This window comes from Novosphingobium sp. fls2-241-R2A-195 (genome assembly GCF_030209485.1).
Lineage (GTDB): Bacteria > Pseudomonadota > Alphaproteobacteria > Sphingomonadales > Sphingomonadaceae > Novosphingobium > Novosphingobium resinovorum.
Genome location: NZ_JARVRY010000032.1, coordinates 1 through 24,605, shown reverse-complemented (window position 1 = coordinate 24,605; position 24,605 = coordinate 1). Strand labels below are relative to the sequence as shown.

General features: G+C 65.2%; 20 protein-coding genes and 1 pseudogene. 6 read left to right on the top strand and 15 right to left on the bottom strand.

The features are described from left to right. Nucleotides 1-14 precede the first annotated feature (14 nt). The 5 genes from QRN25_RS22775 to glgX all read left to right on the top strand — a co-directional run bounded on the left by QRN25_RS22775 (nt 15) and on the right by glgX (nt 9,343). Complete coding sequence (locus tag QRN25_RS22775) at nt 15-2,444, top strand: glycogen/starch/alpha-glucan phosphorylase (protein ID WP_285021567.1); 2,430 nt, start codon at nt 15-17, stop codon at nt 2,442-2,444. Continuing rightward, complete coding sequence (gene glgB, locus QRN25_RS22770) at nt 2,441-4,615, top strand: 1,4-alpha-glucan branching protein GlgB (RefSeq protein ID WP_285021566.1); 2,175 nt, start codon at nt 2,441-2,443, stop codon at nt 4,613-4,615. The genes QRN25_RS22775 and glgB overlap by 4 nt, the downstream gene beginning before the upstream one ends. Nucleotides 4,616-4,796: 181 nt before the next feature. Next, the gene (gene glgC / locus QRN25_RS22765; protein ID WP_008831502.1) at nt 4,797-6,059 is read left to right on the top strand and encodes a glucose-1-phosphate adenylyltransferase; all 1,263 of its coding nucleotides are present in this window, start codon (nt 4,797-4,799) and stop codon (nt 6,057-6,059) included. Between the two features lie 24 nt (nt 6,060-6,083). After that, nucleotides 6,084-7,550: a glycogen synthase GlgA gene (gene glgA / locus QRN25_RS22760; protein WP_285021564.1), complete on the top strand. Its 1,467-nt coding sequence runs from the start codon at nt 6,084-6,086 to the stop codon at nt 7,548-7,550. Beyond that, nucleotides 7,547-9,343 (top strand): glycogen debranching protein GlgX, encoded by a 1,797-nt coding sequence (gene glgX / locus QRN25_RS22755; protein ID WP_285021563.1) that lies wholly within the window; start codon nt 7,547-7,549, stop codon nt 9,341-9,343. The genes glgA and glgX overlap by 4 nt, the downstream gene beginning before the upstream one ends. Before the next feature lie 140 nt (nt 9,344-9,483). Here the strand turns inward: glgX and QRN25_RS22750 are convergent, their stop codons facing one another. The 12 genes from QRN25_RS22750 to cpaB all read right to left on the bottom strand — a co-directional run bounded on the left by QRN25_RS22750 (nt 9,484) and on the right by cpaB (nt 20,712). Then, complete coding sequence (locus QRN25_RS22750) at nt 9,484-10,401, bottom strand: response regulator (protein ID WP_271184390.1); 918 nt, start codon at nt 10,399-10,401, stop codon at nt 9,484-9,486. 138 nt (nt 10,402-10,539) lie between these two features. Further along, nucleotides 10,540-11,001 (bottom strand): A24 family peptidase, encoded by a 462-nt coding sequence (locus tag QRN25_RS22745; RefSeq protein ID WP_271184389.1) that lies wholly within the window; start codon nt 10,999-11,001, stop codon nt 10,540-10,542. A gap of 1 nt (nt 11,002) precedes the next feature. Then, entirely contained in the window at nt 11,003-11,443 is a 441-nt protein-coding gene (locus tag QRN25_RS22740; protein ID WP_370425189.1) for a TadE/TadG family type IV pilus assembly protein, read from the bottom strand. 16 nt (nt 11,444-11,459) lie between these two features. Next, nucleotides 11,460-11,633 carry a Flp family type IVb pilin gene (locus QRN25_RS22735; protein ID WP_285021562.1) on the bottom strand — a complete coding sequence of 58 codons (174 nt, stop codon included), beginning with the start codon at nt 11,631-11,633 and terminating at the stop codon, nt 11,460-11,462. Nucleotides 11,634-11,711: 78 nt separating this feature from the next. After that, on the bottom strand, nt 11,712-13,553 hold the full coding sequence (locus QRN25_RS22730) for a TadG family pilus assembly protein (RefSeq protein ID WP_271184387.1): 1,842 nt from the start codon (nt 13,551-13,553) through the stop codon (nt 11,712-11,714). Further along, on the bottom strand, nt 13,550-14,233 hold the full coding sequence (locus tag QRN25_RS22725) for a tetratricopeptide repeat protein (protein WP_285021560.1): 684 nt from the start codon (nt 14,231-14,233) through the stop codon (nt 13,550-13,552). Before QRN25_RS22725 ends, QRN25_RS22730 begins: the two co-directional genes overlap by 4 nt. Beyond that, nucleotides 14,230-15,138, bottom strand: a complete 909-nt coding sequence (locus QRN25_RS22720; RefSeq protein WP_285021559.1) for a type II secretion system F family protein — start codon at nt 15,136-15,138, stop codon at nt 14,230-14,232. Before QRN25_RS22720 ends, QRN25_RS22725 begins: the two co-directional genes overlap by 4 nt. After that, on the bottom strand, nt 15,138-16,040 hold the full coding sequence (locus tag QRN25_RS22715) for a type II secretion system F family protein (protein ID WP_285021558.1): 903 nt from the start codon (nt 16,038-16,040) through the stop codon (nt 15,138-15,140). The genes QRN25_RS22720 and QRN25_RS22715 overlap by 1 nt, the downstream gene beginning before the upstream one ends. Further along, complete coding sequence (locus QRN25_RS22710) at nt 16,034-17,386, bottom strand: TadA family conjugal transfer-associated ATPase (RefSeq protein ID WP_271184383.1); 1,353 nt, start codon at nt 17,384-17,386, stop codon at nt 16,034-16,036. The genes QRN25_RS22715 and QRN25_RS22710 overlap by 7 nt, the downstream gene beginning before the upstream one ends. After that, the gene (locus tag QRN25_RS22705; protein WP_285021556.1) at nt 17,383-18,549 is read right to left on the bottom strand and encodes a CpaE/TadZ family protein; all 1,167 of its coding nucleotides are present in this window, start codon (nt 18,547-18,549) and stop codon (nt 17,383-17,385) included. The genes QRN25_RS22710 and QRN25_RS22705 overlap by 4 nt, the downstream gene beginning before the upstream one ends. A gap of 1 nt (nt 18,550) precedes the next feature. Continuing rightward, the gene (locus tag QRN25_RS22700; RefSeq protein ID WP_285021555.1) at nt 18,551-19,768 is read right to left on the bottom strand and encodes a type II and III secretion system protein family protein; all 1,218 of its coding nucleotides are present in this window, start codon (nt 19,766-19,768) and stop codon (nt 18,551-18,553) included. Next, nucleotides 19,765-20,712, bottom strand: a complete 948-nt coding sequence (gene cpaB / locus QRN25_RS22695; protein ID WP_271184380.1) for a Flp pilus assembly protein CpaB — start codon at nt 20,710-20,712, stop codon at nt 19,765-19,767. The genes QRN25_RS22700 and cpaB overlap by 4 nt, the downstream gene beginning before the upstream one ends. Before the next feature lie 798 nt (nt 20,713-21,510). Here cpaB and QRN25_RS22690 point away from each other — a divergent pair. Then, complete coding sequence (locus QRN25_RS22690) at nt 21,511-22,488, top strand: sensor histidine kinase (RefSeq protein WP_285021554.1); 978 nt, start codon at nt 21,511-21,513, stop codon at nt 22,486-22,488. A 7-nt stretch (nt 22,489-22,495) separates the two neighbouring features. On the opposite strand, the gene QRN25_RS22685 is transcribed toward QRN25_RS22690, so the two are convergent. From QRN25_RS22685 to QRN25_RS22675, 3 genes and pseudogenes are all read right to left on the bottom strand, one after another. Continuing rightward, complete coding sequence (locus QRN25_RS22685) at nt 22,496-23,359, bottom strand: sensor histidine kinase (RefSeq protein ID WP_285021552.1); 864 nt, start codon at nt 23,357-23,359, stop codon at nt 22,496-22,498. Next, entirely contained in the window at nt 23,356-23,772 is a 417-nt protein-coding gene (locus tag QRN25_RS22680; protein ID WP_271184377.1) for a response regulator, read from the bottom strand. Before QRN25_RS22680 ends, QRN25_RS22685 begins: the two co-directional genes overlap by 4 nt. 513 nt (nt 23,773-24,285) lie before the next feature. Further along, nucleotides 24,286-24,605 (bottom strand): annotated as a pseudogene (locus QRN25_RS22675) (hypothetical protein); the annotation flags it as partial.

The following is a 24,605-nucleotide window of genomic DNA, read 5'->3' as shown; positions in this document are numbered from 1 at the left end:
TATGGAGTGTGCTCATGGCCAGCGAACCCGTGTCCGACATCAAGCAAGACGCCGTCTCGCAGATGGAAAAGGACATCCTGCGCGTCCTGCGTCGCCGCATCGGCAAGGATCAGCGCGCGGCCAAGCAGCATGACTGGTACGCATCCTCGATCCTGACCTTGCGCGATCACATCATCGACGCATGGATCGAATCGACCCAGCGGACGTACGAGGCGGGCGGCAAGCGCGTCTACTACCTCTCGATGGAGTTCCTGATCGGTCGCCTGCTGCGCGACGCGCTCTCGAACCTGGGCGTCACGCGCGACATGGAGAAGGCCCTCGCCTCCTTCGGCCTCGACCTTGCCGAACTGGAGGAGCTGGAGCCCGACGCGGCGCTCGGCAACGGCGGCCTCGGGCGTCTGGCGGCGTGCTTCATGGAGAGCCTCGCGACGCTCGACATTCCGGCTTACGGCTACGGCATCCGCTACGTGAACGGCATGTTCCGCCAGCGCATCGACGACGGCTGGCAGGTCGAACTGCCCGAGACCTGGCTCGCTCACGGCAATCCCTGGGAGTTCGAGCGGCTGGAGAGCACCTACCGCATCGGCTTCGGCGGCGAGGTCGTGGCCAAGGGCGACGGTGTCATGTGGAACGCGGCCGAGGAAGTGGACGCCACCGCCGTCGATACCCCGGTGGTCGGCTGGCGCGGCAAGCGCGTCAACACGCTGCGGCTGTGGACCGCCAACCCGATCGACCCGCTGAAGCTCGACGCCTTTAACGCCGGCGACCACTTCGGCGCGCTGGCGGAGAAGGTGCGGGCCGAGGCGCTGGTGCGCGTGCTCTATCCGGCCGACTCCAGCCCGGCGGGCCAGGAACTGCGGCTGCGGCAGGAGTATTTCTTCACCGCCGCCTCGATCCAGGACATCGTGCGCCGCCACGTCCAGTACGAGGGCGATATCCGCACGCTGCCGGACAAGGCCGCGATCCAGCTCAACGACACGCATCCCTCGGTCGCCGTCGCCGAACTGATGCGCGTTCTGGTCGACCTCGAAGGGCTGGAGTTCAACGAGGCGTGGGAGGTCACCAAGAAGACCATCTCCTACACCAACCACACCCTTCTGCCCGAGGCGCTGGAAACCTGGCCGCTGCCGCTGTTCGAGCGCCTGCTGCCGCGCCACATGCAGATCATCTACGCGATCAACAGCCGCGTCCTGCGCGAAGCGCGCAAGGCGGGCCTGACCGACGCGCAGATCGCCGCGATCAGCCTCATCGACGAGAGCGGGGAGCGCCGCGTGCGCATGGCGAACCTCGCGTTCGTGGGCGCGCACTCGATCAACGGCGTGGCCGCGCTGCATACCGATCTGATGAAGGAGACGGTCTTCGCCGATCTCCACGCGCTCTACCCGAGCCGGATCAACAACAAGACCAACGGCGTCACCCCGCGCCGCTGGCTGCAGCAATGCAATCCCGGGCTCACCAAGGTCATCAGGGACGCCATCGGCCCTGAATTCCTGGACGACGCGGCGAAGCTGTCCGACCTCAACCCGCTGGCGGACGACGCCGCGCTGGGTGAGCGCATCGCCGAGGTCAAGCGATCGAACAAGGTCGCGCTGGCGGACTACATCAAGCGCACGATGGGCATCCGCCTCGATCCCGACGCGATGTTCGACGTCCAGATCAAGCGCATCCACGAATACAAGCGCCAGCTGCTCAACCTGATCGAGACGGTCGCGCTCTACGACCAGATCCGCAGCCACCCGGAGCGCGACTGGGTGCCGCGCGTCAAGATCTTCGGCGGCAAGGCGGCGTCGAGCTATCACAACGCCAAGCTCATCATCAAACTGGCCAACGACATCGCCCGGCGCGTCAATTCCGACCCCTCGGTGGGCGGGCTGCTCAAGGTCGTCTACGTGCCCAACTACAATGTCAGCCTGGCCGAGCGGATCATCCCCGCCGCCGACCTGTCGGAACAGATCTCGACCGCGGGCATGGAAGCCTCGGGCACGGGCAACATGAAATTCGCCCTCAACGGCGCGCTGACGATCGGCACGCTCGACGGCGCCAACGTCGAGATCAAGGAACACGTCGGCGACGAGAACATCGTCATCTTCGGCCTCACCGCCGAGGAAGTCGCCGCCAAGCGTGCCGAGGGCTACAACCCCCGCGCCATCATCGAGGAATCGCGCGAGCTGGGGCAGGCCCTGTCGGCCATCGCCTCGGGCGTGTTCTCGCACGACGATCCGCACCGCTACGAAGGGCTGGTCAACGGCATCTACGAGCATGACTGGTTCATGTGCGCCGCCGATTTCGACAGCTACACCGCCGCCCAGCGCGAAGTCGACGCGCGGTGGGAGAACAAGGCGGGCTGGCGCGCCTCGGCAATCCGGAACATCGCCAACGTCGGTTGGTTCTCCTCGGACCGTACTATCTCCGAGTACGCCAAGGACATCTGGAAAGTTCTGTGAAGCCAACGGAAAGCGCTCTCGAATCCCTGCTTCTAGGAACCAACGCAGATCCGTTCTCGCTGCTCGGCACCCATGCCGGGCCGGACGGGACGCACCTGAGGGCGATCCTTCCGGGCGCCGAGACCGTCGAGGCGTTCAGCCTCGACGGTCACTGGCTCGGCAAGCTCGACAAGGTCGATCCGCGCTACCTGTTCGAAGGACGGCTACGTATCAAGCCGCAGCCGATCCGCTACCGCTGCACAGCGCACGGGCATGACTGGCTTGTAACCGACCCATATACCTTCGGCCCGGTGCTCGGCCCGGTGGACGACCTGCTGATCGCGCAAGGCACGCATTACCGCCTGTTCGACAAGCTGGGCGCGCACCTGATCGAGCATGAGGGCGCACACGGCGTCCACTTCGCGGTCTGGGCGCCCAACGCCCGGCAGGTCAGCGTGGTGGGTGACTTCAACGACTGGGACGCCAAGCGCCACGTCATGCGCGCCCGCGCCGATATCGGCGTGTGGGAAATCTTCATCCCCGACATCGGCGATTACCGCGCCTACAAGTACCACGTGGTCGGCGCCGACGGCATGGTGCAGCCGCTGAAAGCCGATCCCTTCGCCTTTATGTCGGAAATCCGGCCGGACAACGCCTCGGTCACCGCCGTTCCGGCCAAGCTCGACTGGGGCGACAAGGCCCACCGCGAGCACTGGGCCACCGTCGACGCCCGCAAGGTGCCGGTCTCGATCTACGAGGTCCACCCCGGTTCGTGGAAGCGCGACCGCTGGAACTGGTTCCTCGACTGGGATGCGCTGGCCGACGAACTGATCCCCTACGTGGTCGAGATGGGCTTTACCCATATCGAGTTCCTGCCGATCAGCGAGCACCCCTACGATCCTTCGTGGGGTTACCAGACGACCGGCCTCTACGCCCCGACTTCGCGCTTCGGGGAGCCCGCCGGCTTCGCCCGCTTCGTCGACGGCGCGCACCGGGCGGGCATCGGCGTCCTGCTCGACTGGGTGCCCGCGCACTTCCCCAAGGACGAGCACGGCCTCTGCCGCTTCGACGGCACCGCGCTTTACGAACATGCCGACCCGAAGCTGGGCCAGCAGCCCGACTGGGGCACGCTGATCTACAACTTCGGCCGCCGCGAGGTCGCCAGCTTCCTGCTCAACAACGCGCTGTTCTGGGCCGAGCGCTACCACGTCGACGGGCTGCGCGTGGATGCCGTCGCCTCGATGCTCTACCGCGACTACTCGCGCAAGGCGGGCGAGTGGATCGCCAATCAGGACGGTGGCCGCGAGAACTGGGAGGCGGTGGAATTCCTGCGCGAAGTCAACCGCGCCGTCTACCGCGAGCACCCCGGCTTCATGACCATCGCCGAGGAATCGACGGCATGGCCCGGCGTCACCCAGCCCGCCTACGAAGGCGACGGTAAGGGGCGCGAGACCGCGCTGGGCTTCGGGTTCAAGTGGAACATGGGCTTCATGCACGACACGCTGCGCTACATGGCGCGCGATTCCGTGCATCGGAAGTATCACCATGAAGACCTGACCTTCGGCCTCGTCTACGCCTTCTCGGAAAACTACGTCCTGCCGCTCAGCCATGACGAAGTGGTTCACGGCAAGGGCTCGTTGCTGGGCAAGATGAGCGGCGACGACTGGCAGAAGTTCGCGAACCTGCGCGCCTACTACGCCTTCATGTGGGCCTATCCGGGCAAGAAGCTGCTGTTCATGGGGCAGGAATTCGCCCAGCGCCGCGAATGGAGCGAGGAGCGCGCGCTCGACTGGGACTTGCGCGATGCCCCCGCGCACGAAGGCGTGCGCAATCTGGTGAAGGACCTCAACCGCCTCTATCGCACCAAGCCCGCGCTTCACGCGGGGGATTGCGATCCCGAGGGCTTCGAGTGGCTGATCGTCGACGACAAGGAGAACTGCGTCTTCGCCTGGCTGCGCAAGGCACCGGGGGCGAAGCCTGTCGCGGTGATCGCCAACATGACGCCCACGATGCGCGTCGGGTATCGCATCCCCCTGCCGATCGACGGCAAGTGGAGCGAAGTGCTCAACAGCGATTCCGTCCACTACGGCGGCACCGGCAAGGGCAACCTCGGTCAGGTGAAGGCGTTGGACGGGCAGGCGACGGTAACCTTGCCGCCATTGGCCACGATCATGCTCGAATACGCCGGATAAGACGATGAACCCGCCTCACCTGTTCGTCATTGCGAGCGCAGCGAAGCAATCCAGGGCCGTTTTACGCCGCCCTGGATTGCTTCGCTGCGCTCGCAATGACGAGCGAGGGGGCTGATGCGGGAATACCCTGAATTACCTCATCAAGTTTCCAATCAGACACATAACTACGGAGAGACACGAAATGAGACCAGCTTCCGGCTCGCCGCTCGCGCGCGATGCCATGGCCTATGTCCTGGCCGGCGGACGAGGCAGCCGCCTGAGGGAGCTGACCGACAATCGCGCCAAGCCCGCCGTCTACTTCGGCGGCAAGGCCCGGATCATCGACTTCGCACTGTCGAACGCGATCAACTCGGGCATCCGCCGCATCGGCGTCGCCACGCAGTACAAGGCGCATAGCCTGATCCGCCACATGCAGCGCGCGTGGAACTTCATGCGCCCCGAGCGTAACGAGAGCTTCGACATCCTCCCCGCCAGCCAGCGCATTTCCGAGCTGCTGTGGTACGAAGGCACCGCCGACGCGGTCTACCAGAACATCGACATCATCCAGCCGCACGCGCCCAAGTACATGGTTATCCTGGCGGGCGACCACGTCTACAAGATGGACTATGAGCTGATGCTGCAGGAGCACGTCAACTCGGGTGCGGACGTGACCGTGGGCTGCCTCGTGGTGCCGCGCATGGAAGCGGTGGCCTTCGGCGTCATGCACGTCGATGCCGAGGACCGCATCACCGCCTTCGTCGAGAAGCCCGCCGATCCGCCGGGCATTCCGGGGCAGGAGGACATGGCGCTGGCCTCTATGGGCATCTACGTGTTCAACACGGATTTCCTGTTCGAGCAGCTGCGCCGCGACGCCGCCGACCCCGACAGCAAGCGCGATTTCGGCGGCGACATCATCCCCTACATCGTCAAGCACGGCAAAGCGCAGGCCCATCGCTTCACCAACAGCTGCATCCGTGCGGCCGAGGAGATCGAGGAATACTGGCGCGACGCGGGCACCCTCGACGCCTATTTCGACGCCAACCTCGACCTTACCGACACCGTGCCCAAGCTCGACATGTACGACCGCGAATGGCCGATCTGGTCGGACTCGGTGGTCGCCGCGCCGGCCAAGTTCGTCCATGACGAAGACGGGCGGCGGGGCCATGCGATCTCGTCGCTGATCTCGAACGACTGCATCGTCTCGGGCGCTCTGGCCCGGCGCTCTCTGCTGATGACGGGCGTGAAGATGGGCAGCTTCTCCAGCGTGGAAGAGGGCGTGATCCTGCCCTATTGCAACATCGGCCGCAGCGCCCAGCTCAAGCGCGTGATCGTCGATTCCGGCGTGCGCATCCCCGAGGGGCTGGTCGTCGGCGAGGACCCCGAACTCGACGCCCGCCGCTTCCGCCGCACCGAGAACGGCGTATGCCTGATCACCAAGCCGATGATCGACCGGCTGGGCCTGTGATGGTGAAACTGTGATGGTGAAACCGTGACCTCGCTGAAAGTCCTGTCCGTTGCCTCCGAGGCGGTGCCGCTGGTCAAGACCGGCGGCCTTGCCGACGTCGCGGGCGCGCTGCCCGGCGCCCTCGCCCCGCACGGGGTGGAGATGACCACGCTGCTGCCCGGCTACCCCTCGGTGCTGGCGGCGTTGGGACGGCGGCCCAAGGTGGTCCACGCATGGGACGCGCTGCTCGGCACCCCGGCGCGGCTGCTGGCGGGCAGCTTGCCCGATGGCCACCCGCTGCTGGTGCTCGATGCCCCCGCTCTCTATTCGCGGGAGGGGGGCCCTTACTCCGACGCTGCCGGGATCGACTGGGCGGACAACTGGCAGCGCTTCGCCGCTCTCGGAAAAGCCGCTGCCGAGATCGCAGGCGGGGTGATCGTCAAGCGGGGCAAGCCACAGGGCTTCGATGTGCTCCATGCGCACGACTGGCAGGCCGCCATGGCGCCCGCATACCTGCGTTACGTGCCGCTGAGTGCCGCTGAGTGCCGTTCGGTCATCACCATCCACAACATGGCTTTTCAGGGCTGGTTCGCGCCGGAAGTCTTTGATCGCATTGAACTTCCTGAGAGCGCTTGGGCACTCGACGGGGTCGAATACCACGGCGGCTTGGGAATGCTGAAAGCGGGCCTCTCCAGCGCCGATGCGATCACCACCGTCAGCCCGACATATGCCCGCGAAATCCGCTCCACCGTGTTCGGAATGGGCCTCGAAGGGCTGATCGTGGAGCGCGGCGCGGCGGTTCACGGCATCCTCAACGGCATCGACGCAAACGTGTGGAATCCGGCCTCCGACGCGGCTTTGGCGGCCCCCTACAGCCACCGCACGCTGGACAAACGCCGCGCCAACAAACGCGCCCTGGAGGCCGAATTCGGCATCGAAGAAGGCGACGGCCCGATCTTCATCGTCGTCACCCGCCTTACCTGGCAGAAGGGCATGGACGTCCTCCCGGACATCCTCGACCACCTCGTCGGAATCGGCGGAAGACTGGCACTTCTGGGCTCCGGCGACGCTGCGCTGGAGCGCGCCCTGATCGAAGGCGCCGCCCGCCATCCCGGCCGCGTCGGCATCCGCATCGGCTACGACGAAGCCCTCTCCCACCGCATGCAGGCGGGCGGCGACGCGATCCTCATCCCCTCGCGCTTCGAGCCTTGCGGCCTGACGCAGCTCTACGGCCTTGCCTATGGCTGCCTGCCGGTCGTCGCGCGTACCGGAGGGCTGGCGGACACCGTGATCGACGCGAATCCGGCCGCTCTGGCCGCAGGCTGCGCCACCGGCATCCAGTTCGACGGCGTCGACTATGATGCCCTCGCCGCCGCGATCACCCGCACCGTCCAACTGCACGCCCAGCCCGAAGTGTGGGAACGCCTCCAGAAGAATGCGATGAAGAGCGACTTTTCATGGCAGGCCAGCGGCAAGGCCTACGCCGACCTCTATCGCACGCTGGCGGCATGAAGCCCCTCGGCGCCCGGGTGGAGGCGGGCGAAACCTGCTTTACCGTGCGCTCTCCCCGGGCCGAGGCGCTCTGGCTCTGCCTCTTCGACGGAGAACGGGAAACCCGCCATCGAATGGTGAGAACTGCCGCAGACTGGACGCTCACGCTGCCAGGCGACCTTTCCGGCACGCATTACGGCTATCGCGCGGAGGGCCGCTGGGCACCAATGGAAGGGCATTGGTTCGATCCGGCCAAGCTGCTTGTGGACCCCTACGCCGTCGAGCTCGACCGCCGCTTCGTGCAGAGCCCGCGCCTCGCTGCGTTGGGGGAAGATACCGCCGACATCGTTCCGCGCGCAGTCGTCCCCGAGCCTAACCCTGCCGGACCAACAGAAGCACCCCGCTTCGCGCGCGGCGGGCTAATCTACGAGCTTAACGTCCGCGCTTTCACGATGCTTCACCCCGAAGTGCCCGAGGTCCTGCGCGGGACCGTAGCCGCACTCGCGCATCCGGCCGTGCTGGCGCACCTCGCCAAGCTCAACGTTACCGCCGTGGAACTGATGCCGATCGTCGCCTGGGTCGACGAACGGCACCTGCCTCCGCTCGGGCTGGTCAATTCCTGGGGCTACAACCCGGTCGCGATGATGGCGCTCGATCCCGGCCTCTGCCCCGGTGGCGTAGAAGAATTGCGCCGGACCGTTGCGGCGCTCCATGACGCGGGGATCGGCGTGTTGTTGGATCTTGTGTTCAACCACTCCGGCGAGAGCGATATTCACGGCGGCGTCCTGTCGTTGCGCGGTCTTGATGATGCAATGTATGCGCACGCCCCCAGCGGTCAGCTCATCAACGATACCGGTTGCGGGAACACACTCGATTTCGCCAATCCCGCCGTGCGGCGGCTGACGCTCGACACGATGCGGCATTTCGTCGAACGTTGCGGCATCGACGGGTTTCGTTTCGACCTCGCTCCGATCATGGCCCGCGGCCCCGGCTTCGATCCCGCCGCGCCGATCTTCGCCGAGATTGCCCGCGACCCGGTGCTCGGCGACCGGGTCCTGATCGCCGAACCCTGGGACATTGGCCCCGGCGGCTATCAGCTCGGGCAGTTCCCCGCCACCTGGCTCGAGTGGAACGACCGTTTTCGCGACGACGTGCGCCGCTTCTGGAAAGGCGACACCGCCATCGGCATACTGGCCACGCGCCTGGCGGGATCAACCGACATCTTCGGCCCGCAATCGCCGGCCGAAGGCTGTCGCTCGATCAACTTCCTCGCAGCGCATGACGGGTTCACACTGGCCGATACGGTGGCGTACGAGCATCGCCACAACGAGGCTAACGGCGAGGACAACCGCGACGGCCACGGTGAGAACTTCAGCTGGAACAACGGCGTCGAAGGGGCGACCGAGGATCTGACGATCGCACAGGCCCGGCGTCGCGATCTCGAAGCCCTGCTTGGCACCCTGTTCGCATCGACAGGTACGATAATGCTGACCGCCGGGGATGAGTTCGGACGCACCCAGTACGGCAACAATAACGCCTATTGTCAGGACAACGCGATCGGCTGGATCGACTGGGAAGCCCGCGACAAAGGACTGGAAGACCATGTCGTCACCTTGTCCGCCGCAAGAGCGGCCAGACGCGCGCTGTTCGAGCGGTTCCCCGAACCGGTAGTCTGGCAGACCCGCGATGGCGACCCGATGAGCGTCGAGGATTGGGAACGTCCGGACGCCGACTGGCTGGGTTGCAAGTCGAACGCCGGAGATTTCGGCTTTACTATTGACCGTGCGACAAGGCACGTCAGCATCGCCATCTGAGAGCCGAACCGTGGTACGTTCAGCCGACGCTGCCATCCTGCGGCAATTCGCGACCTGACTGCGTCGGCGAAACTTTTCTAAATTATTGTTTTAACGTATTTTCTGATACATTAAATAATTCCGCCTGATGAGAAAATGCTCTAGCCCCCGCTGCGCAGTTGCTCCGTCAGATAGTTCATCAGTGGTTGCTCGAACCTTGAGTTGATGACCAGGAAATGTCGGCGCTTGTCCTGCTCATCCGGCAGTCGGCATAGGACGTCCTCATCGACCAGGCGGCGGACCAGACGGAGAGCCGTGCTCATCGGGGCGCCGGAAGCGATGCAGGCACTGGATACCGACACACGCCTCGCCTCGATCTTGGCCAGCAGCAGATCGAGCAGCATCGCCCAGGTCGGATCGCCGAAGAGTTCACCGCCGCCGATCTCCCGCCGCTTGCTTTCCTTGCGCAGCAGATCCTTGATGAACTGGCGCAAGTGGACTGGCTCCACGGCCTCGGCGCTGACTGGGGGAACGCTGCTTTCCGCCGCTCGATCGCGAAACGCCGGAGGCACGGGCTCATCGATCAGCCCCGCCAGACGTTGCAATTCGCCGCTAAGCTGCGACATCCTGTCCAGCAGCACCTTGCGTTCGCCAACAGCCTCGGGAAGCCCCTGCACGCGCTGAAGGGCACGACGCAGATCGACGGGGCTGATCGGCTTTTCCAGAAAGTCTGCAGCCGAAGCACGCATCGCGTCGATGGCTACGTCCTTGGTGGCATGGCCCGTCGCGATGATGAAGCGCAACTGGCGCTCATGCTCTTCAGCGTAAAGCGAAAGCTCGCGAATCAAGGCGATGCCGTCCAACCCGGGCAAGTTGTAGTCGACGATCGCAATCGAAATGTCATGCGCTCGAAACAGCGTCTGCGCTTCATCCGCGTTCGAAGCGACGAAAGGCTCGTATCCCATCTGCCGCAGCGCGAAGGCGCATTCCATGCCCCAGTCGGTATCGTCATCGACGACAAGTACCGGCGATACCTGCCGAAACACGCCGGCTTCCATTGCCGAGGGAATTTCAGACATACGCGTTGCTCCTTGCGAGATCTCCGCACCGTCGTCTTCTGATTCAGTAGTCTGTGGACCAAGAAGCGCCCCAATGCGTATCCGCCAATTCTTCGGCATCGCTTCTTCCAATTCCGTTATTTTCTACAGAACGCCCTGTCACATTCCCGGCAGATGTTGTTGCATGGCAACCGACACGATTGCTACCGCTAAAATTGCCGATGCATCAGGCCGCCGTCGCACGGCGCCCGCTTTCTGGAATGCCGCCAGGGCGAAAAGGGTAAGTAGCGCCACCGTGACCATGGCGAAGGTTCCGGCAAGGCCAAGCCACGTCGCCCCTGCCGCCAGTAGCTTGATCTGGCCTCCGGTGAGCACGCGAGCGCCGGTATATGCCCGCAGCAGAGCCACCGCGAGACTCGCGACCGCCAGGCTTCCTGCGCCTGCCGCGCAGGCCCGGACCAGTCCTGGAACGCCGCCGAAAGCCGTGGCTCCAAGCAATCCGAACGTGGCCAGCACGATATAGAGCCAGTCCGGCGTGGTCCTTCCCTCCCAGGGAAGGACCACTACCGGGATCAGTGCGAGCAGTAGAAAGGCAAGATAGAAATATCCTGCAGCTTCCATGTCAGTATCCTCCGTTGGTCACCGTCACGTTGGCTTCGACGTTGCTGTCGGGAAGCGGCACGAAGGCTCCGTACTTCATGATCGGACTCCCGCTCATGTCGTAGCGCACCTCCACCCGGAACGTGCCGCTGGTATCGCCCACCCCCGCTGTGATCTGCGGCTGCGACTTGCCGCCAAGCAGCGACCCGTAATTGTCGATCACCGCCTGCGCACGGTCCTGCGCGAGCGTGACCCGCTCGCTGAGGGACAGGCCGGCGACTGCCGCCCTCGCCCCCTCGGCCGCCGCCTGCCTCACGCCGATCAGCGCCGTGAAGTAGATCGAATAGACGATCACTCCGAACACCAGGGCAAGCAGCGCCGGAGCTAGGAGGGCGAACTCCAGCGCCGCTAGGCCCTTTTCGCACTTCAGCAGTCGGAGCGGTGTCCTTGCCGTCATGCGCATGGCACAACCTCCCCGATCAGGTCTGGTTGAACAGGTTGGTGAACGCGGCCGAGAGGTCGTCGTTGAACTGCGAACCAATTGCGACGATCGCGGCCACTACGATGCCGCCCAGCACCGCGTATTCAACTGCAGTCAGGCCGCGCTCATCGGTGCGCAGGCGGGTCACGAGATTAAGGATCGAATTCATCATAGTTACACTCCCCATTTCCCTCCGTGTTGAAGAGGCGACCGGGGAGCGGAGGGGCTCCCGTGGCGCCATGCATTGCGATTAGATCAGCACCGGCACTCCGCAGCGCACACCGCCCACCCAAAAGGTGCCGTGACCCAGCTGTATGCCGAGGGCCACGAGGACATTGGTGAGCAGCGGATCGACGACGGCGGTGACGATGCCAGTGACGGGCTGGGTAACGGCCGGAATCAACTGGCTGTCGAGCAGCGGCTGTACCAGCGAGCAAAGCCCAAGCAGACAGTTGATCTCCAGCCCGCCCGGCCCCGTGAGACTGTTGACGAGACCCTGCACGGTATTGCCTACGCGCGCGCCGTTGAGCACCGATTGCGGGATACCGGCCCGAGTGGGACCGCCGATCGTGCCCGGCCCGAAGACCAGCGTGTTACCTTGGGGTTCGCCGCCCAGCACCGGCTCGGCGATCGCGCGGCCCTTGATCGTCACGTCGACGAGTTGGGTCAGCAGCGGCAGTTTGATCGGGATACCTGCGTGTACGATCTCGGTCTTGGTAATATCCGATGCCTTGATCGGCAGCAGCGGCTTGTCCATCGCCCAGCCCGGCATGTCGCCGATATAGGCGCTGACAAGCGCCGAGTGGCCGACGACGCGCACCGTGGTGTTCGTCTGCTGGTCCACCCCCGGCGCGCAGTCGATGCGGTCGATCGAACCGTCGGCCGACTGGATGTCGATGATCACCGGAACGTTCGCGCGCGCAATGTTAAGCGGCAGGTTGAGCAGCGTCACCTGTACCTTGAGCCGCAGCATCGAGGTGCCCACCTCGGTCTCACCTGCCGGGCCAAACGAAAAGCGCGGACGGTTGACTGGCCCCGACGCTGCGGCGGCAATCGTCACCTGGCTGCCGGTCAGCAGTGGCGGAGGAGACACGGCGGCGATGACCTGCGAAAGATCGAGCGCGGCGGGATCGTCCTGCACCGCGTAGCTGATCAACTGGTAGGCATTGAGTCCCGCACGGAGCGCAGGCGCCACGTCCGCTTCGCCCACCTTCATGTTGCGCCACACGCCGACCTTGAACAGTCCCCGCAGCGGCACCCGGTGGCCGCCCGGCACGAAGCTGTTGAAGGCGTTCAGGGCATTGCGCGTATCGCCCGGGCCAGCCGCCTCGGCCGCGGCCGCGACGATGTCGCGCAAGTCGTAAGTCCCCTTGACGAGATCGCCGTAAGTACCGGTGAAGCCCGAACGCTCGGCCAATTCGTCGAAGAACAGCCCGGCATCGACATTGCCGCCGAGCAGCGCCTCGATCTGCGATGAAGACAAGTTCAGCGAGATGCCGAGCAGGCCGCCAAGCACGCCGTTGACCGCGTGCAGCAGCCCGCCGACGCCCATGGTACTGACGTCGAGCAGGCCGGATGTGGCAGAAATCCCGGCCTCGTCGATGCGCGCCGCGCTGGCGGTGGCGGCGAGCTCGGGAATCGGGCTCATGTCCCCCAGCACACCGGTCAGGAACTGGCGGCTACCCTTGCTCGTGGTCACGCGGACTGCATTGGGGCGTACCGCGCTGCCGGCACAATCGGCAGGCAGGGCGCCCGGAAGGAAGAAGCGCGAACCGGCGTTGTCCGCCGCTTTTCTGTCGTCGTTCGCGCAGTAGTAACCGATTTCGACGTTGCGAATTACCGAAGGATCGTAACCGTTGTGCTGAAGGTAAGTCTCGGCCAGCGAGCGGGCATCATCCGGCCGCATGGAAGCCGCAAGTGCTGCCGCCTCGGTCGCAATGCGCAGTTCGCGATTGCCGCTGTAGTAAAGCGCTACATCGAGCGCGAGACCGGCCGAGAGGAGCAGGGGCACGCCCAGCACGGCCACGGCGGGCGCCACCACGCCGCGCTCGTCCCGCCGCAGACGGCGGATGGTTGCTCTTAGACGGCTCATGACCCGGCCACCTTGATGCCGCTGCCTGCCGCCGCGATCCGCGCTGCCTCGCCCGCCACCTGCTGGCGCAGCTGCGACTTGGCCTTGGTGTCCGTCATGCCGGAAAGCAGCGCGTCAGCTTCGCCCAGCCGCCCGTTGAGAGTGAGCGCGAGGATGAGGTTGTTGCGCACCACTTCATCACCCGGCGCAAGGTCGTGAGCCGCGCGCAGCGTCTCGACCGCCTCGGCGGTCTGCCCAGCGCGCAGGCGCGCATAGCCAAGTGCATTGGTGATGAAGGCATCGGCGGGGCTGGCCTGCGACGCCGCCGCGTATTGCGTCACCGCCTGCAGCCACTGTCCTTCGGCGGCCAGCACATGGCCCCGCACGGCAAGCGCGGCGCCGCTGCGATCGTTACCCGGAATGCGCCCCAGCGCCGTGCGCGCGGCATCGACTTGCCCGAGGTCCAGCAGGCAGTTGACGCGCAGGACACGGGCCTGCGGATCGTCGGGATGCTTGCGGTCGAAATCGTCGAGATAGGCCAGCGCGGCGCGGGCACGGCCGTCCGCGCGCGCCTGCTGGATCAGCGTCAGGTACAAGGTGCGGGTGGAGGTTTCCTCCTGCACTTCGGCAGCGCGATCGGCTGCGAAAGCGGGGCCGGCGGCGAAAAGGAACACAGTCGCGGGCAACAGATGACGGATCATTTCCCGGAACTCCGCAGCGTGTCGAGGATAGCGGCGACCGGCGGCCCCGCCAGGACGATGAAGAGCGCAGGCATGAAGAACACCAGCATGAGCACGACCATGCGCACGGTGATCTTGCCGATGGCCTCGCGGGCGCGGGCGACGCGGCGCTGCGAGAACTCGCGGATATATTCGCGCAGGGCAGGCACCAGTTCCATGCCCTGGAACAGCGACTGGCGGAACAGCGCCGCCAGTTCGCGCGCGCCGCTGACGCCGACACGCGTGGCCCAGCGGTCGAACGCGACCTGATAGTCCTGCCCCCGGTCGAGATCATCGACCAGCATCGCGACCAGCCGGGCGTGGTTGGGCACTGCCACCTGCTCGTCGCGGGCGATGCCGCGGAAGCACTGGTCGAGCGAGACGCCGCTTTCCAGCATCATCAGCATCAGGTCGAGCAGGAACGGGAATTCCGCCGTCAGTATCCGCTCACGCGAGGCGGCGCGCATCTGCAGCGCGTACTTGGCGCCGATATAGGTAAGCCCGGTCAGCGCGAAAGTCGGGAAGATCGGCTTGAGCGGATTGCCGGTGACCACAAAGCAGGTCGCCATCGATGCGACCATGACCGCCAGCGTCGCACCCAGACGCAGCGCCACGAAGACATCGAGCGCACCCGCCTCGAAATAGCCTGCCGCGCGCAGGCGCTTCTCGATCTCGGCCTTGTCACGCCCTTGCGCCAGCAGCGCGCGGGGTGCGCGCATCGTGCGCCAGTTGCGCCCTGCGGCGGCGCCTGAGGTCCCGGACGTCGCCTTGCCATCGACCCGCGCACGCAGCCGCGCGTCGGTCTGCAGCCAGCGCAGCCCGATCAGCGCCACGGCGAGGCCCGAGACGGCCGCGATGAGCGAGATCGAGGCGAGGAACCCGGCCATCAGAACGACAGCCTCATCATCCGGCGGATTATCATGATGCCGATGAATTCCAGCCCGATCGCGACCATCGACATGTTGCGCCCGCGCGGATCGGAGATGAAGAAATCGATGTAGGCCCGGTTCATCGCCACCAGCAGCGTCATCGCCAGCAGCGGCATCGCGATCAGCACCCGCGCGCTGACTTTCGCTTCCGACGTCGCAGCCTGCAGATCGCGGCGGATGCGAACGCGCTCACGCAGGATATTGGCAAGGTTGCCGAATACCGTCGCGATCGATCCGCCGTAGCGCAAGTTCGTGCGGATGGCCGCGGCGATCATCGAGACTTCCGGAATCCGCAAACGGTCGGCGAGGTGCTGCACGGTTTCCGCGACCGGAGCACCCATCGCCAGGCGCCGCCCGACCGGCGCGAAGTAGCTGGCCACCGCCTCGGGCGCATCCGCCAGCGCGCGCGTCAGGGCCTGAGAAAGCGAATTGCCCACCGACTGAAGCTGGCGCACCCCGTCGAGATAGAGCGGCAACGCTTCGGTCAGCGCGTCCACCCGCTTGCGCGCGCGGCCCTTCAGCCAGGACAGCGCCAGCATCGGCACGCCCACGATCAGCACCAGTGCAGCGGCAGGGCCGAACAGCAGCAGCACGATAAGCGTGAGCACCAACATGACGCCGATCAGGGTCTGGAGCGCAGGCACCGTCAGTTCGACCTGCGCCTGCGCGAGCAGTGGCGCAATGCGCTCAGGCACCGTCACCGCCACCAGCGGCCGGACGATTATCTTCCCGGGCGAAGCGATGGCCTCCAGCCGGCGGTCGAGCGTCACACGGTCCCGCATGCGCTGGGCAAACCACTGCCACGCAACCGCGCCGACGATCAGCAGCGCCAGCAGGAGATAGGCGCCGCCCTTCACCATGCCGGGCCATCCTTGTCCACGACCGGGCTGGCGTAGTCCTTGAGCCGCGCGGCATGGTAGGGGCGCGGCGACAAGGTACGGTGCAGCCCCTCGCCCGACATCGGCGGCTGCTCCTCGAAATGGAACAGTTCGTTGAGCGTATAGGCCTCGCCCTCCACGCCGGTCACTTCGGCGACCGAGGTAATCCGGCGCGAACCGTTGGCGAGGCGCTGGATGTTGACGATCGCGTGGATCGAATTGGCGACGAAGCGGCGAACCGCGCGCACGTCGTTCTGCTGGCCCGCGAAGCCGAGCAACATCTCCAGACGGGATAGCGCATCGCGCGGCGTGTTGGCGTGCAGCGTCGCCATCGAGCCGTCATGACCGGTGGACATCGCCTGCAACATTTCCACCGCCTCTACCCCGCGCACTTCGCCCAGGATGATGCGGTCGGGACGCATGCGCAGCGCATTGCGCACGAGGTCGCGTGCGCTGACCTCGCGGCTGCCATCGACGTTGGGGGGGCGAGTTTCGAGGCGGACGACGTGCTCCTGCCGTAACTGCAGTTCGGCCGCGTCCTCGATGGTGACGAGACGTTCCTTGTTGCTGATGCAGCTCGACAGCACGTTGAGCAGGGTCGACTTGCCCGCGCCGGTGCCGCCGCAGATCAGGATGTTGAGCCGCGAGCGCACGGCGCTGGTCAGGAACGCGGCCATCGCCGGGCTCATCACGCCGCCCGCGACGCAGTCCTCGATGCTCAGCGCCTGGAGCCGGAACTTGCGGATCGAAACCAGCGGGCCGTCGAGCGCGATCGGCGGGATGACGATGTTGACGCGCGAACCGTCGGCGAGGCGTGCATCGACGAAAGGCGTCGCCTCGTCCACGCGGCGGCCGATCGGGCCGACGATGCGCTGGATGATGTTCATCAGGTGCGCGTCGTCGCGGAAACGGGTCTCGACCCGCTCCAGGATGCCCGCGCGCTCGGCGTAGATGGTGTTGGCGCCGTTGACGATGATGTCGTCGATGCTCGCATCGCGCAGCAAAGGCGCGAGCGGGCCGAGGCCGACCACCTCGTCCTCGATATCCTCGATCAGCAGCAACCGCTCGGCGCTGTTGAGCGCAAGCTGGCCGCGGCGGCTGCGGCTGCTGATGACCTGCTCGATCTCCTGCCGCAGCGTACGTCGGTCGAGGGATTCGGCGGTGATGCCCTGCGTCTCGAGCTGCTCGATCACTTGCGCGCAGGTGAGTGCCTTGACCGCCTGATAGCTGTCGCTCATCCGCTGGGCGGCCGGCTGCGCGATCGGCGCTTTGCGGCGGGGCTCGGTCAGCGCTTCCTCGGGCACGAAGTCGTTGGTGAGCAGGCTCATGCGCTACGCTCCACCGAACGCAGGATGGCGCGGCGCATGCGGTCGATGCCGAAGTTCGTGCTCTTGGCCTGCGTCGAAATCCCGCAGGCGCGGCGGATCGCCTGGGCATAGCTGCCCCCGTCGCGCTCCATCATCAGCGGACGGCCCGCGTTGAGCGCATTGCTCTGGCTCACATGGTCCACCGGCACGCCGAGCACAGTGTCGATGTCGAGCGTATCGGCGATACGGCGACCGTCGAGCAGGATGCGCGGGTCGTGCTCCCACACCAGCAGTCGCAGCCGCTGCGCGCTCGCAGTGTCCATCGCCACGCGGTCGAGCAGGCGGCGGGTGGAGTCGAGTTCACGGATCGACTGGCTGCAGACCACCTCGACGCTCTGCGCCTGCGAGGCGAGTTCGCGCAGCAGGCCGCCGTTGCGCAGCGATCCACCGCACAGAACGACATGGCCGCAACTGGTGCGCAGAAGCTGGATCAGCCCGACGATGTCGGCCGGACCAATGCCTACGGGCTCCGCGCCGGTGCCGCCGTCGAGCGTCAGCAACGACAGGCCGGAGCGATCGTGATGGGCCAGCGCGTCACCGAGCAGGCTGGCATCCATGCGGTCGATGTCGGATATGGCCGAAGCGATCCCGTAATCCACCTTGAGGTCGAGATAGGCCTCGGCCGTACTGGTCGGCAGGGTGCAGTCGATCAGCAGCGTCGAAGTGCCGTCGAGGCAATGCGCCAACGCCATATCAGTCGCTACCACCGCCGTTGCATCGCGGTCGGTGCCGAGGACCAATGTGAAGCGCCCGAGCCGCCCGTGGCTCGTCAACGACGTGTTGAGCACGCGCGAGAGGATCTCGCTGACTTCCGCCGCCACCGCGCCGCGCGGCATCACGTCGGCCGCGCCCGAGCGGATCGCCTGGAGCACGTGGCCCGCGTACATGTCCTCAGTCGCCAACACGATCGAACGTCCGGCCGCCGCCTGCGAGACCTCGGCGATGACCGAGGCCATGGCGCGCTCCGCGGGGATCGAGGCATGGTCGATGACGACGATGCCAGGCCCGTCGAACTCGGCGCCGTCGAGCGACTGTACCATTTCGACCGCCACGTGTGCGCCCATCGCGTCTGAGATGCGCTGCGCGAGGGCGCGGTCGATGGAAAGAAGATGGATGCGTGCCATGTCAGCGCCTCACCACGCCAAAGGTCCGGATGCCCTGTTCGACGCCGTCGTTCCCGACGATCATCTGCCCGATCCCGGGATCCACCGGCTTGTCGGCAGTAGCCAGTATCGGCTTCACCGCCTCAGGCTCGACTAGGCGAGGCGTGGCAACGATGATCAGCTCCTGACGCTCCTTCTGGTTCTGCTGTCGCTTGAAGAAGGCACCCAGGACCGGCAGATCGCCGAGGAACGGCACCTTGTCCTTGGTGACAGAGCTGTTCGAATAGTTGAGCCCGGCGATCACGAAGCTCTGGCCGCTGCCCAGCTCCACCGTCGTCTCGGTCGAACGGCGGCGGATGCCTGGCACCGTATAGCCCTGCAGCTGGACGCCGTTGTTGTAGTCAAGCTCGCTGACTTCGGGCGCCAGCTTCAAGACGATGCTATTCTCGCTCAGGACATAGGGCGTCACCGATAGGCGCACGCCGAATTCCTTGTACTGGATGGAGATCGTGTTGCCGTTGCCGCCGGTCGATTGCGGTACAGGCACGGGAAACTCGCCGCCCGCCAGGAAGCTCGCCTTCTCGCCCGAGCGCACCAGCAGCGTCGGCTGCGCCAGAAGCTGCGAAAGCCCGTTCGAGGACAATGCGGAAAGCACCGCGCCGATGCCGCGGTTGCGGCTGCTCAGAAACAAGTTGAACGCGCTCTGGATCGGCGCCGAGGCATCGATGCTGAGACCGGGCGTTGCATTACCGCTCGCCCCCGAGCCGTTGAACGAATAGCCGTTGAGGCTGCTCGACGGGATCAGCGCGCCCTGAATGTCGCCCGAGAGCTTGGCGAAGCTGAAGCCAAGCGCCTTGAGCGTCGAGGAGGATACCGCCGCGAACTGGACGTCGACGGCGACCACCTTCTCGCCTGCACGCAGCGGTCCGTTGGCGCTCGCATACGTGGGGGCCGGCGGATCGACGTGGAACTGCGTCTCCCCGATCATCGAGCCATCCGCCGCGTAGACACTGAGTGCCGCATCACCCGCGCCTTGCCCGCTGACCCGCAACGACTGCGAGGTCGGCGCAGAGACGGCAATCACGTTGTCGCGGTTGACCTCGATGCGAGCGATCGAGCGGGTGAAGCGCAGGGTCTGCGCCTCGTCGATCTGAAGCGTACGTTGATCCTGCGCGCTTGCGATAGCCGGCGCCATCGCGGCGACGCAGGCCAGCAGGCCGCTTGCATACTGCGCCCTCATTGTGCGCCACTCCCCGAATAGATCGTTTCGCGATTGCCGCCGACCACCAGCTCGATCGCATGGGGGGCGGGAGCGCGGCGTGGCTGTACCGTCCTGGCAGGAGGCGCTGCCGCCGCGCGAGGGGGAGGCGCGGCGGCAAACGCCGGCGTCGGCCTTGCCGCCGCCGAAGGAGCCTCGAGAATGGATGCGACCTGCGCCGTCGCGACTTCCTGCTTGTCCTCGGGATTGCGCAGCGAGAGGTAGAGCGCGCCGGTGCTCTTCGCGAGCGAGAGTTCGGACACCTGCTGCGGATCGAGGGCCAGCGTCAGGTTGCGCGCGGGAGGCGGCGGCGCGGATACCGCGCCCGTCACCCCGTCCTTGACCGGAGCACCGACGACGACTTCGCCCACCGCCAGCACCGGCACCATCTGCAACAGCGTGGTAGACCGGCTGCGGCCGTTGCCACGCGCGCCTGCAATCGCATCCTCGCCGGGATAGACCACCTGCACGTCGACCCGGTCGCCCGGACGGACGAGGCCGGCCACTGCGATCTCCGCGGTCGTGTCGATGCTGATCGCACGCATGCCGACCGGCACGCGGATCGCCAGCTTGCCTTCCTGCTGCAGCGCCTCGCGCGGGATCGGAGTATTGGCCCGGATGTCGCGGGTAGCAACCCGGCCGACGACTTCGGCGGGGGTAGCCGCGCCGGGAACACGGGAGGGGTCGAGAGAGGCATTGCGGATCATGTCCGCCGTGATCGTCTCTCCGATCTTCACGTCGCGCGTGGCAACAGCGAGGATGGCACCTTCAGCCTGCGTCGATCCCGCTGCCAGCCCCCGCACCGGCCCCGACGCGCCGCGCGGGGTGGCCGAACGCCCCAGTTCCCTGACACCCAGGAAACCGAACGTTGCGGCCGCAACGAGCCCGACAGTGATCGTCAGCTTCGCTTTTGAACCCAGGCGCATGCAATTCCCCTTTGCCATTGCGCTTACGCAAACGGAGTGCTGCCCCTGCACCCCGCGAAAATTGTGAACCGTTCCTTGCCGGGACAGGTTCACTTCCATTTGTGAATGGTAACCTGTGCCGAATTCAGTCCATCATGGAGAAGGAGCCGATGCGAGGGGATCGGCATGCCCGGATTTCCGCAGTTGGTCGCTCCCTGCAGGCCTGCGCACAAGTGCGCGGTGCAACATCCCTGTAATTCGGGAGATCACCCGCAATGGATGAACAGGAAGTAACCCTCACTTCGGTTCTTTTCGTGACTTGCGTCGATAGTCGAGGCAATAGGAACACATGTTCAAGACCGTCCTGACCGACCATGCTCCGACACATCGTCGTCAAGGACATTGCGGGACTCTGCAAACGAATTCCTCAACAGAGGCTTGGACTTGCTTGCATGAGAGGGCAGGAACCGAAACGCCGATCGCGCTTCCCGACCCTCACTATGACGATGAGGCACACATTGTGAACAACGCAGCATCAAAGAGGGGCACCCAGTGATCCCCGTTCAGGAAGCGATCGGCGACAACGCGAAGGCACACGCGGACGAACGAGATACCAAACGGTCCCGCAAGGCCCGCAGATGGAGCGACGGGACCCGTCTCTACGCCGCGACAACGGCGCTGGCAGCGCTTACCCTTGGGCTCGTCGCACCCCATTCGCCCGGCGCCGGGGTGATCTCAGCCGCGTCTTCAGGCGCGTTATACGTCTTGCACAGGCCGCGCCTGTCGCTCGTGACAGCAGTGTTACTGGCGATCGGAGCCTTGCCGGCTGGCGAAGCTGCGGGATCGCCGATGTTCTGGGCCGACCTCGTGCTGGTGTCCTGCGCCGCGCTGCTGCCCCGGCGACTGACGACGACTTTGCTGCGCGTTCCCCGCTGGTCGTGGCCTGCTGCCATGACGGTGGGAGCCTTGTGTCTGTTTGCCTACTTCTTTGCAGGGCCGATTCTTGGCCCTACGCTGGGTATTCTTTCCGCATTATGCGCGGCGTTCATCGGCGCAGGAATTGCCCGTCATCTTGCAATGGTCGATGCAAGGCTCCTTGCATGGGGCGAAGGCGGCATGGCCGAAGTCACCCGCGATCTCCTTCTCGGCCGCATCGCCAGCGGGATGCTGCACGACCTTGCCCAACCGCTGAACGTCATATCGATGGCAAACGCCAACATGGACTACATCGTCAGCCATCTCGACATCGATGAGGTCAACCGCCAGCAGATCCACGAGCGCGTGGCCCGTATCGCCACCCATACCGAAGGCGCCGCCCACATCCTCAGCCTGTTCCGCTGGTTCGGCCGAGACGGTCGCGAAGGCGACGGCGCGCTGACCGTCCAAAACGCACTGGAATGCGCGATCGCGACCACTCGATCCAACGTGCGACACCACGGAGTTGCAGTCCACTTGCGCGGGACGGGCCTCGATTACCTCGTACCCGGACAGTACGGTGCGCTGCAGATGATGGCGGTAGCGGCTCTGCTCAGCGCTTTTTCCAGCTTCTTCGGCAAGGACGGAAGCAAGCACAAAGGCGAAGTCCTGCTCAACGCGAGCATCACGCCCGCCCACGTCGTGATTACCGTCGATTGCATGGACGAGAACGCGAACCCCATGCCCGCGCGCACGATCGACGGCGCCACACTCTGGCTGGTCGAACAGGTCGCTCAGGAAGCATCGAGCGAATTTCGCTGCGTGCTACATAACCGTAAACCGCTGCGCTTCGTAATCCGCCTCGGCCGCGACGACATCTGATCGGGTATCAGCCTACCACCAATAGCGGCAGTTCGATCTTCACGCACGCGCCTTCGACATCGCCCGGCGACAGTTCGACGACGCCGCCGATCTTGCCCAGCACCTGGCGGCAGATGTGCAGGCCCAGGCCCGTTCCATTACGTGGTTTGGTAGTGAAGAACTGCTGGAAGGCGGCCCTTGCCTGCTCTCGCGACAGTCCGGCCCCGTTGTCGGAAATTATGCAACGCAGTGCCTCTCCCTCGATCGAGAGACGGATCGCAATGCGTCCCACACCCCGCCAGCCCGCCTCCCGGCGCGCTTCGATGCTCTCCGCCGCGTTGCGCAGAATGTTGACGAGCACCTGTTCCGCCTCGATCTGGCACAAGCCCACGTTCGCGGGAATCGGCGTCCGGCATTGCTCGACCCTGATGTTGGCCTTCTCGAACAGTGGTCTCAGGAACCGCACCGCATCGCGGGCAGCCACACCGAAGTCTGCGCTGACCACGCCCCTGCTGTTGCCGGAGGCATAATCCAGCGTATGATCGATGATTGTCTGCGCCCTCTGCACCTGCTCGGCGATCCGTTCGATCGCCTTGGCGAGTTGTGGCTGCATACCATCGTTGCGCTCGAGCAGTAGACGCAGGTTTTCGTTGGCGATCGCGATGGAAAATAGTGGCTGGCGCAGTTCATGCGCCAGTTCCGAACTTTGCTCACCAAGATCGGCAAGACGCGCCTTGGCGGCGATCGTCTCGAACAATTGCTCGACACCGGCCGGGTCGATCCCGCAACCGGCCCGATGCGCAGTGCCGTCCGTGTCACGGCAAAGCTGGCTTGTCGGCGTGCATCGGCCCCAGTTCTCGACATCGCGCTGGGTGATCTCGTTCGGTTTCATTCGAAGCCTTCCGCGTTTTCATGCACTTCATTGCCGGCGTCGAGCATAGCGGTGAGCGTACTGATGAGCAGTTGCGGCTGCACCGGCTTGGTGAGCACCAGATGATGTGGCAACGCCAGGTCGGGGTCCGGACGAAGCTGATCGCCGGTTATGAAAAGATAGCGAAATTCACGCTCGCTCAACTCGGCATGCGCACGGATACGCGATACGATCGACAATCCGGACTCGCCCCCTAACCGCACGTCGCAAGCCAACACACGGATCGACGCGTGACGTTCGAGCATCACCATCGCCTGATCGAGATCCTCGACGCCGACGGCGCATATGTCATGCAGCGCCATGAACGTCAGCAGTTCCTCGACGATCGCGCTCACGTCGTCGATCAGCAATACCAAAGCTTGATCGTTTCCCATCAGCTTCTCTCACCTGAAGCCCGAACATCATCGGCCCGGGTCTAATTACATTCACTTAGGTGGCATTACGTTTCCAAATCAATAACGAGCCATAAACATTGTTAGAAATCGAAAAGTTATCACCAGACCCATGATAGCGGCGCTTCCGCTACCTGCTTAAGCACAACTGCGATATGAAGTCGCTCGCAGTGCATGGCCAAAGCGACGCGCCGGCGAGCGCGCTGCAATCGATGGAAAAGTGCCGTGTTCGAGGCAGTCGATGGCGCCTTCGACCATCGCTGCTGCGGCGAATGCATGTTCGTCTTCAAGCATCCGTTGCGCGGTATGCAGCAATTCGCGTGCTGACTGTTGCCCGTTAGTTCTCATCACAAGGTCCTTCTCTTTTATTCGGCAGTTAGAGGGGACGACCCACGGCAAGGGCCGTCCCCTCCCCCCACCTCGTTATCCGAGGTCGGGCTGCGGCGTGTCCAACCAGGGGGAGGGCAACAAGGCGGTGGACACGCCGGCCTCAGTTCAGTTGCCCGTGCCGCCCCCCAGCAGCCCCCCGATCAGTCCAGTGACCGGAGCGAGGACGGTGCCAGTGCCTGTACCGGACCCGGTGGCGCCCACTAAGCTGCCCACGACCCCGGTTACGGGAGCGAGCAGGCCTGCTGCGCCCGAGCCGCCGGTGCCAGTGCCTCCGAGCAAACCGCCGACCACTCCGGTCACCGGAGCAAGGACATCGCCCGTGCCGCCGCCGCCAGTCACGCCGCCGAGAAGACCCCCGACCACGCCAGTCACCGGAGCAAGGACATCGCCCGTGCCGCCGCCGCCAGTCACGCCGCCGAGAAGAC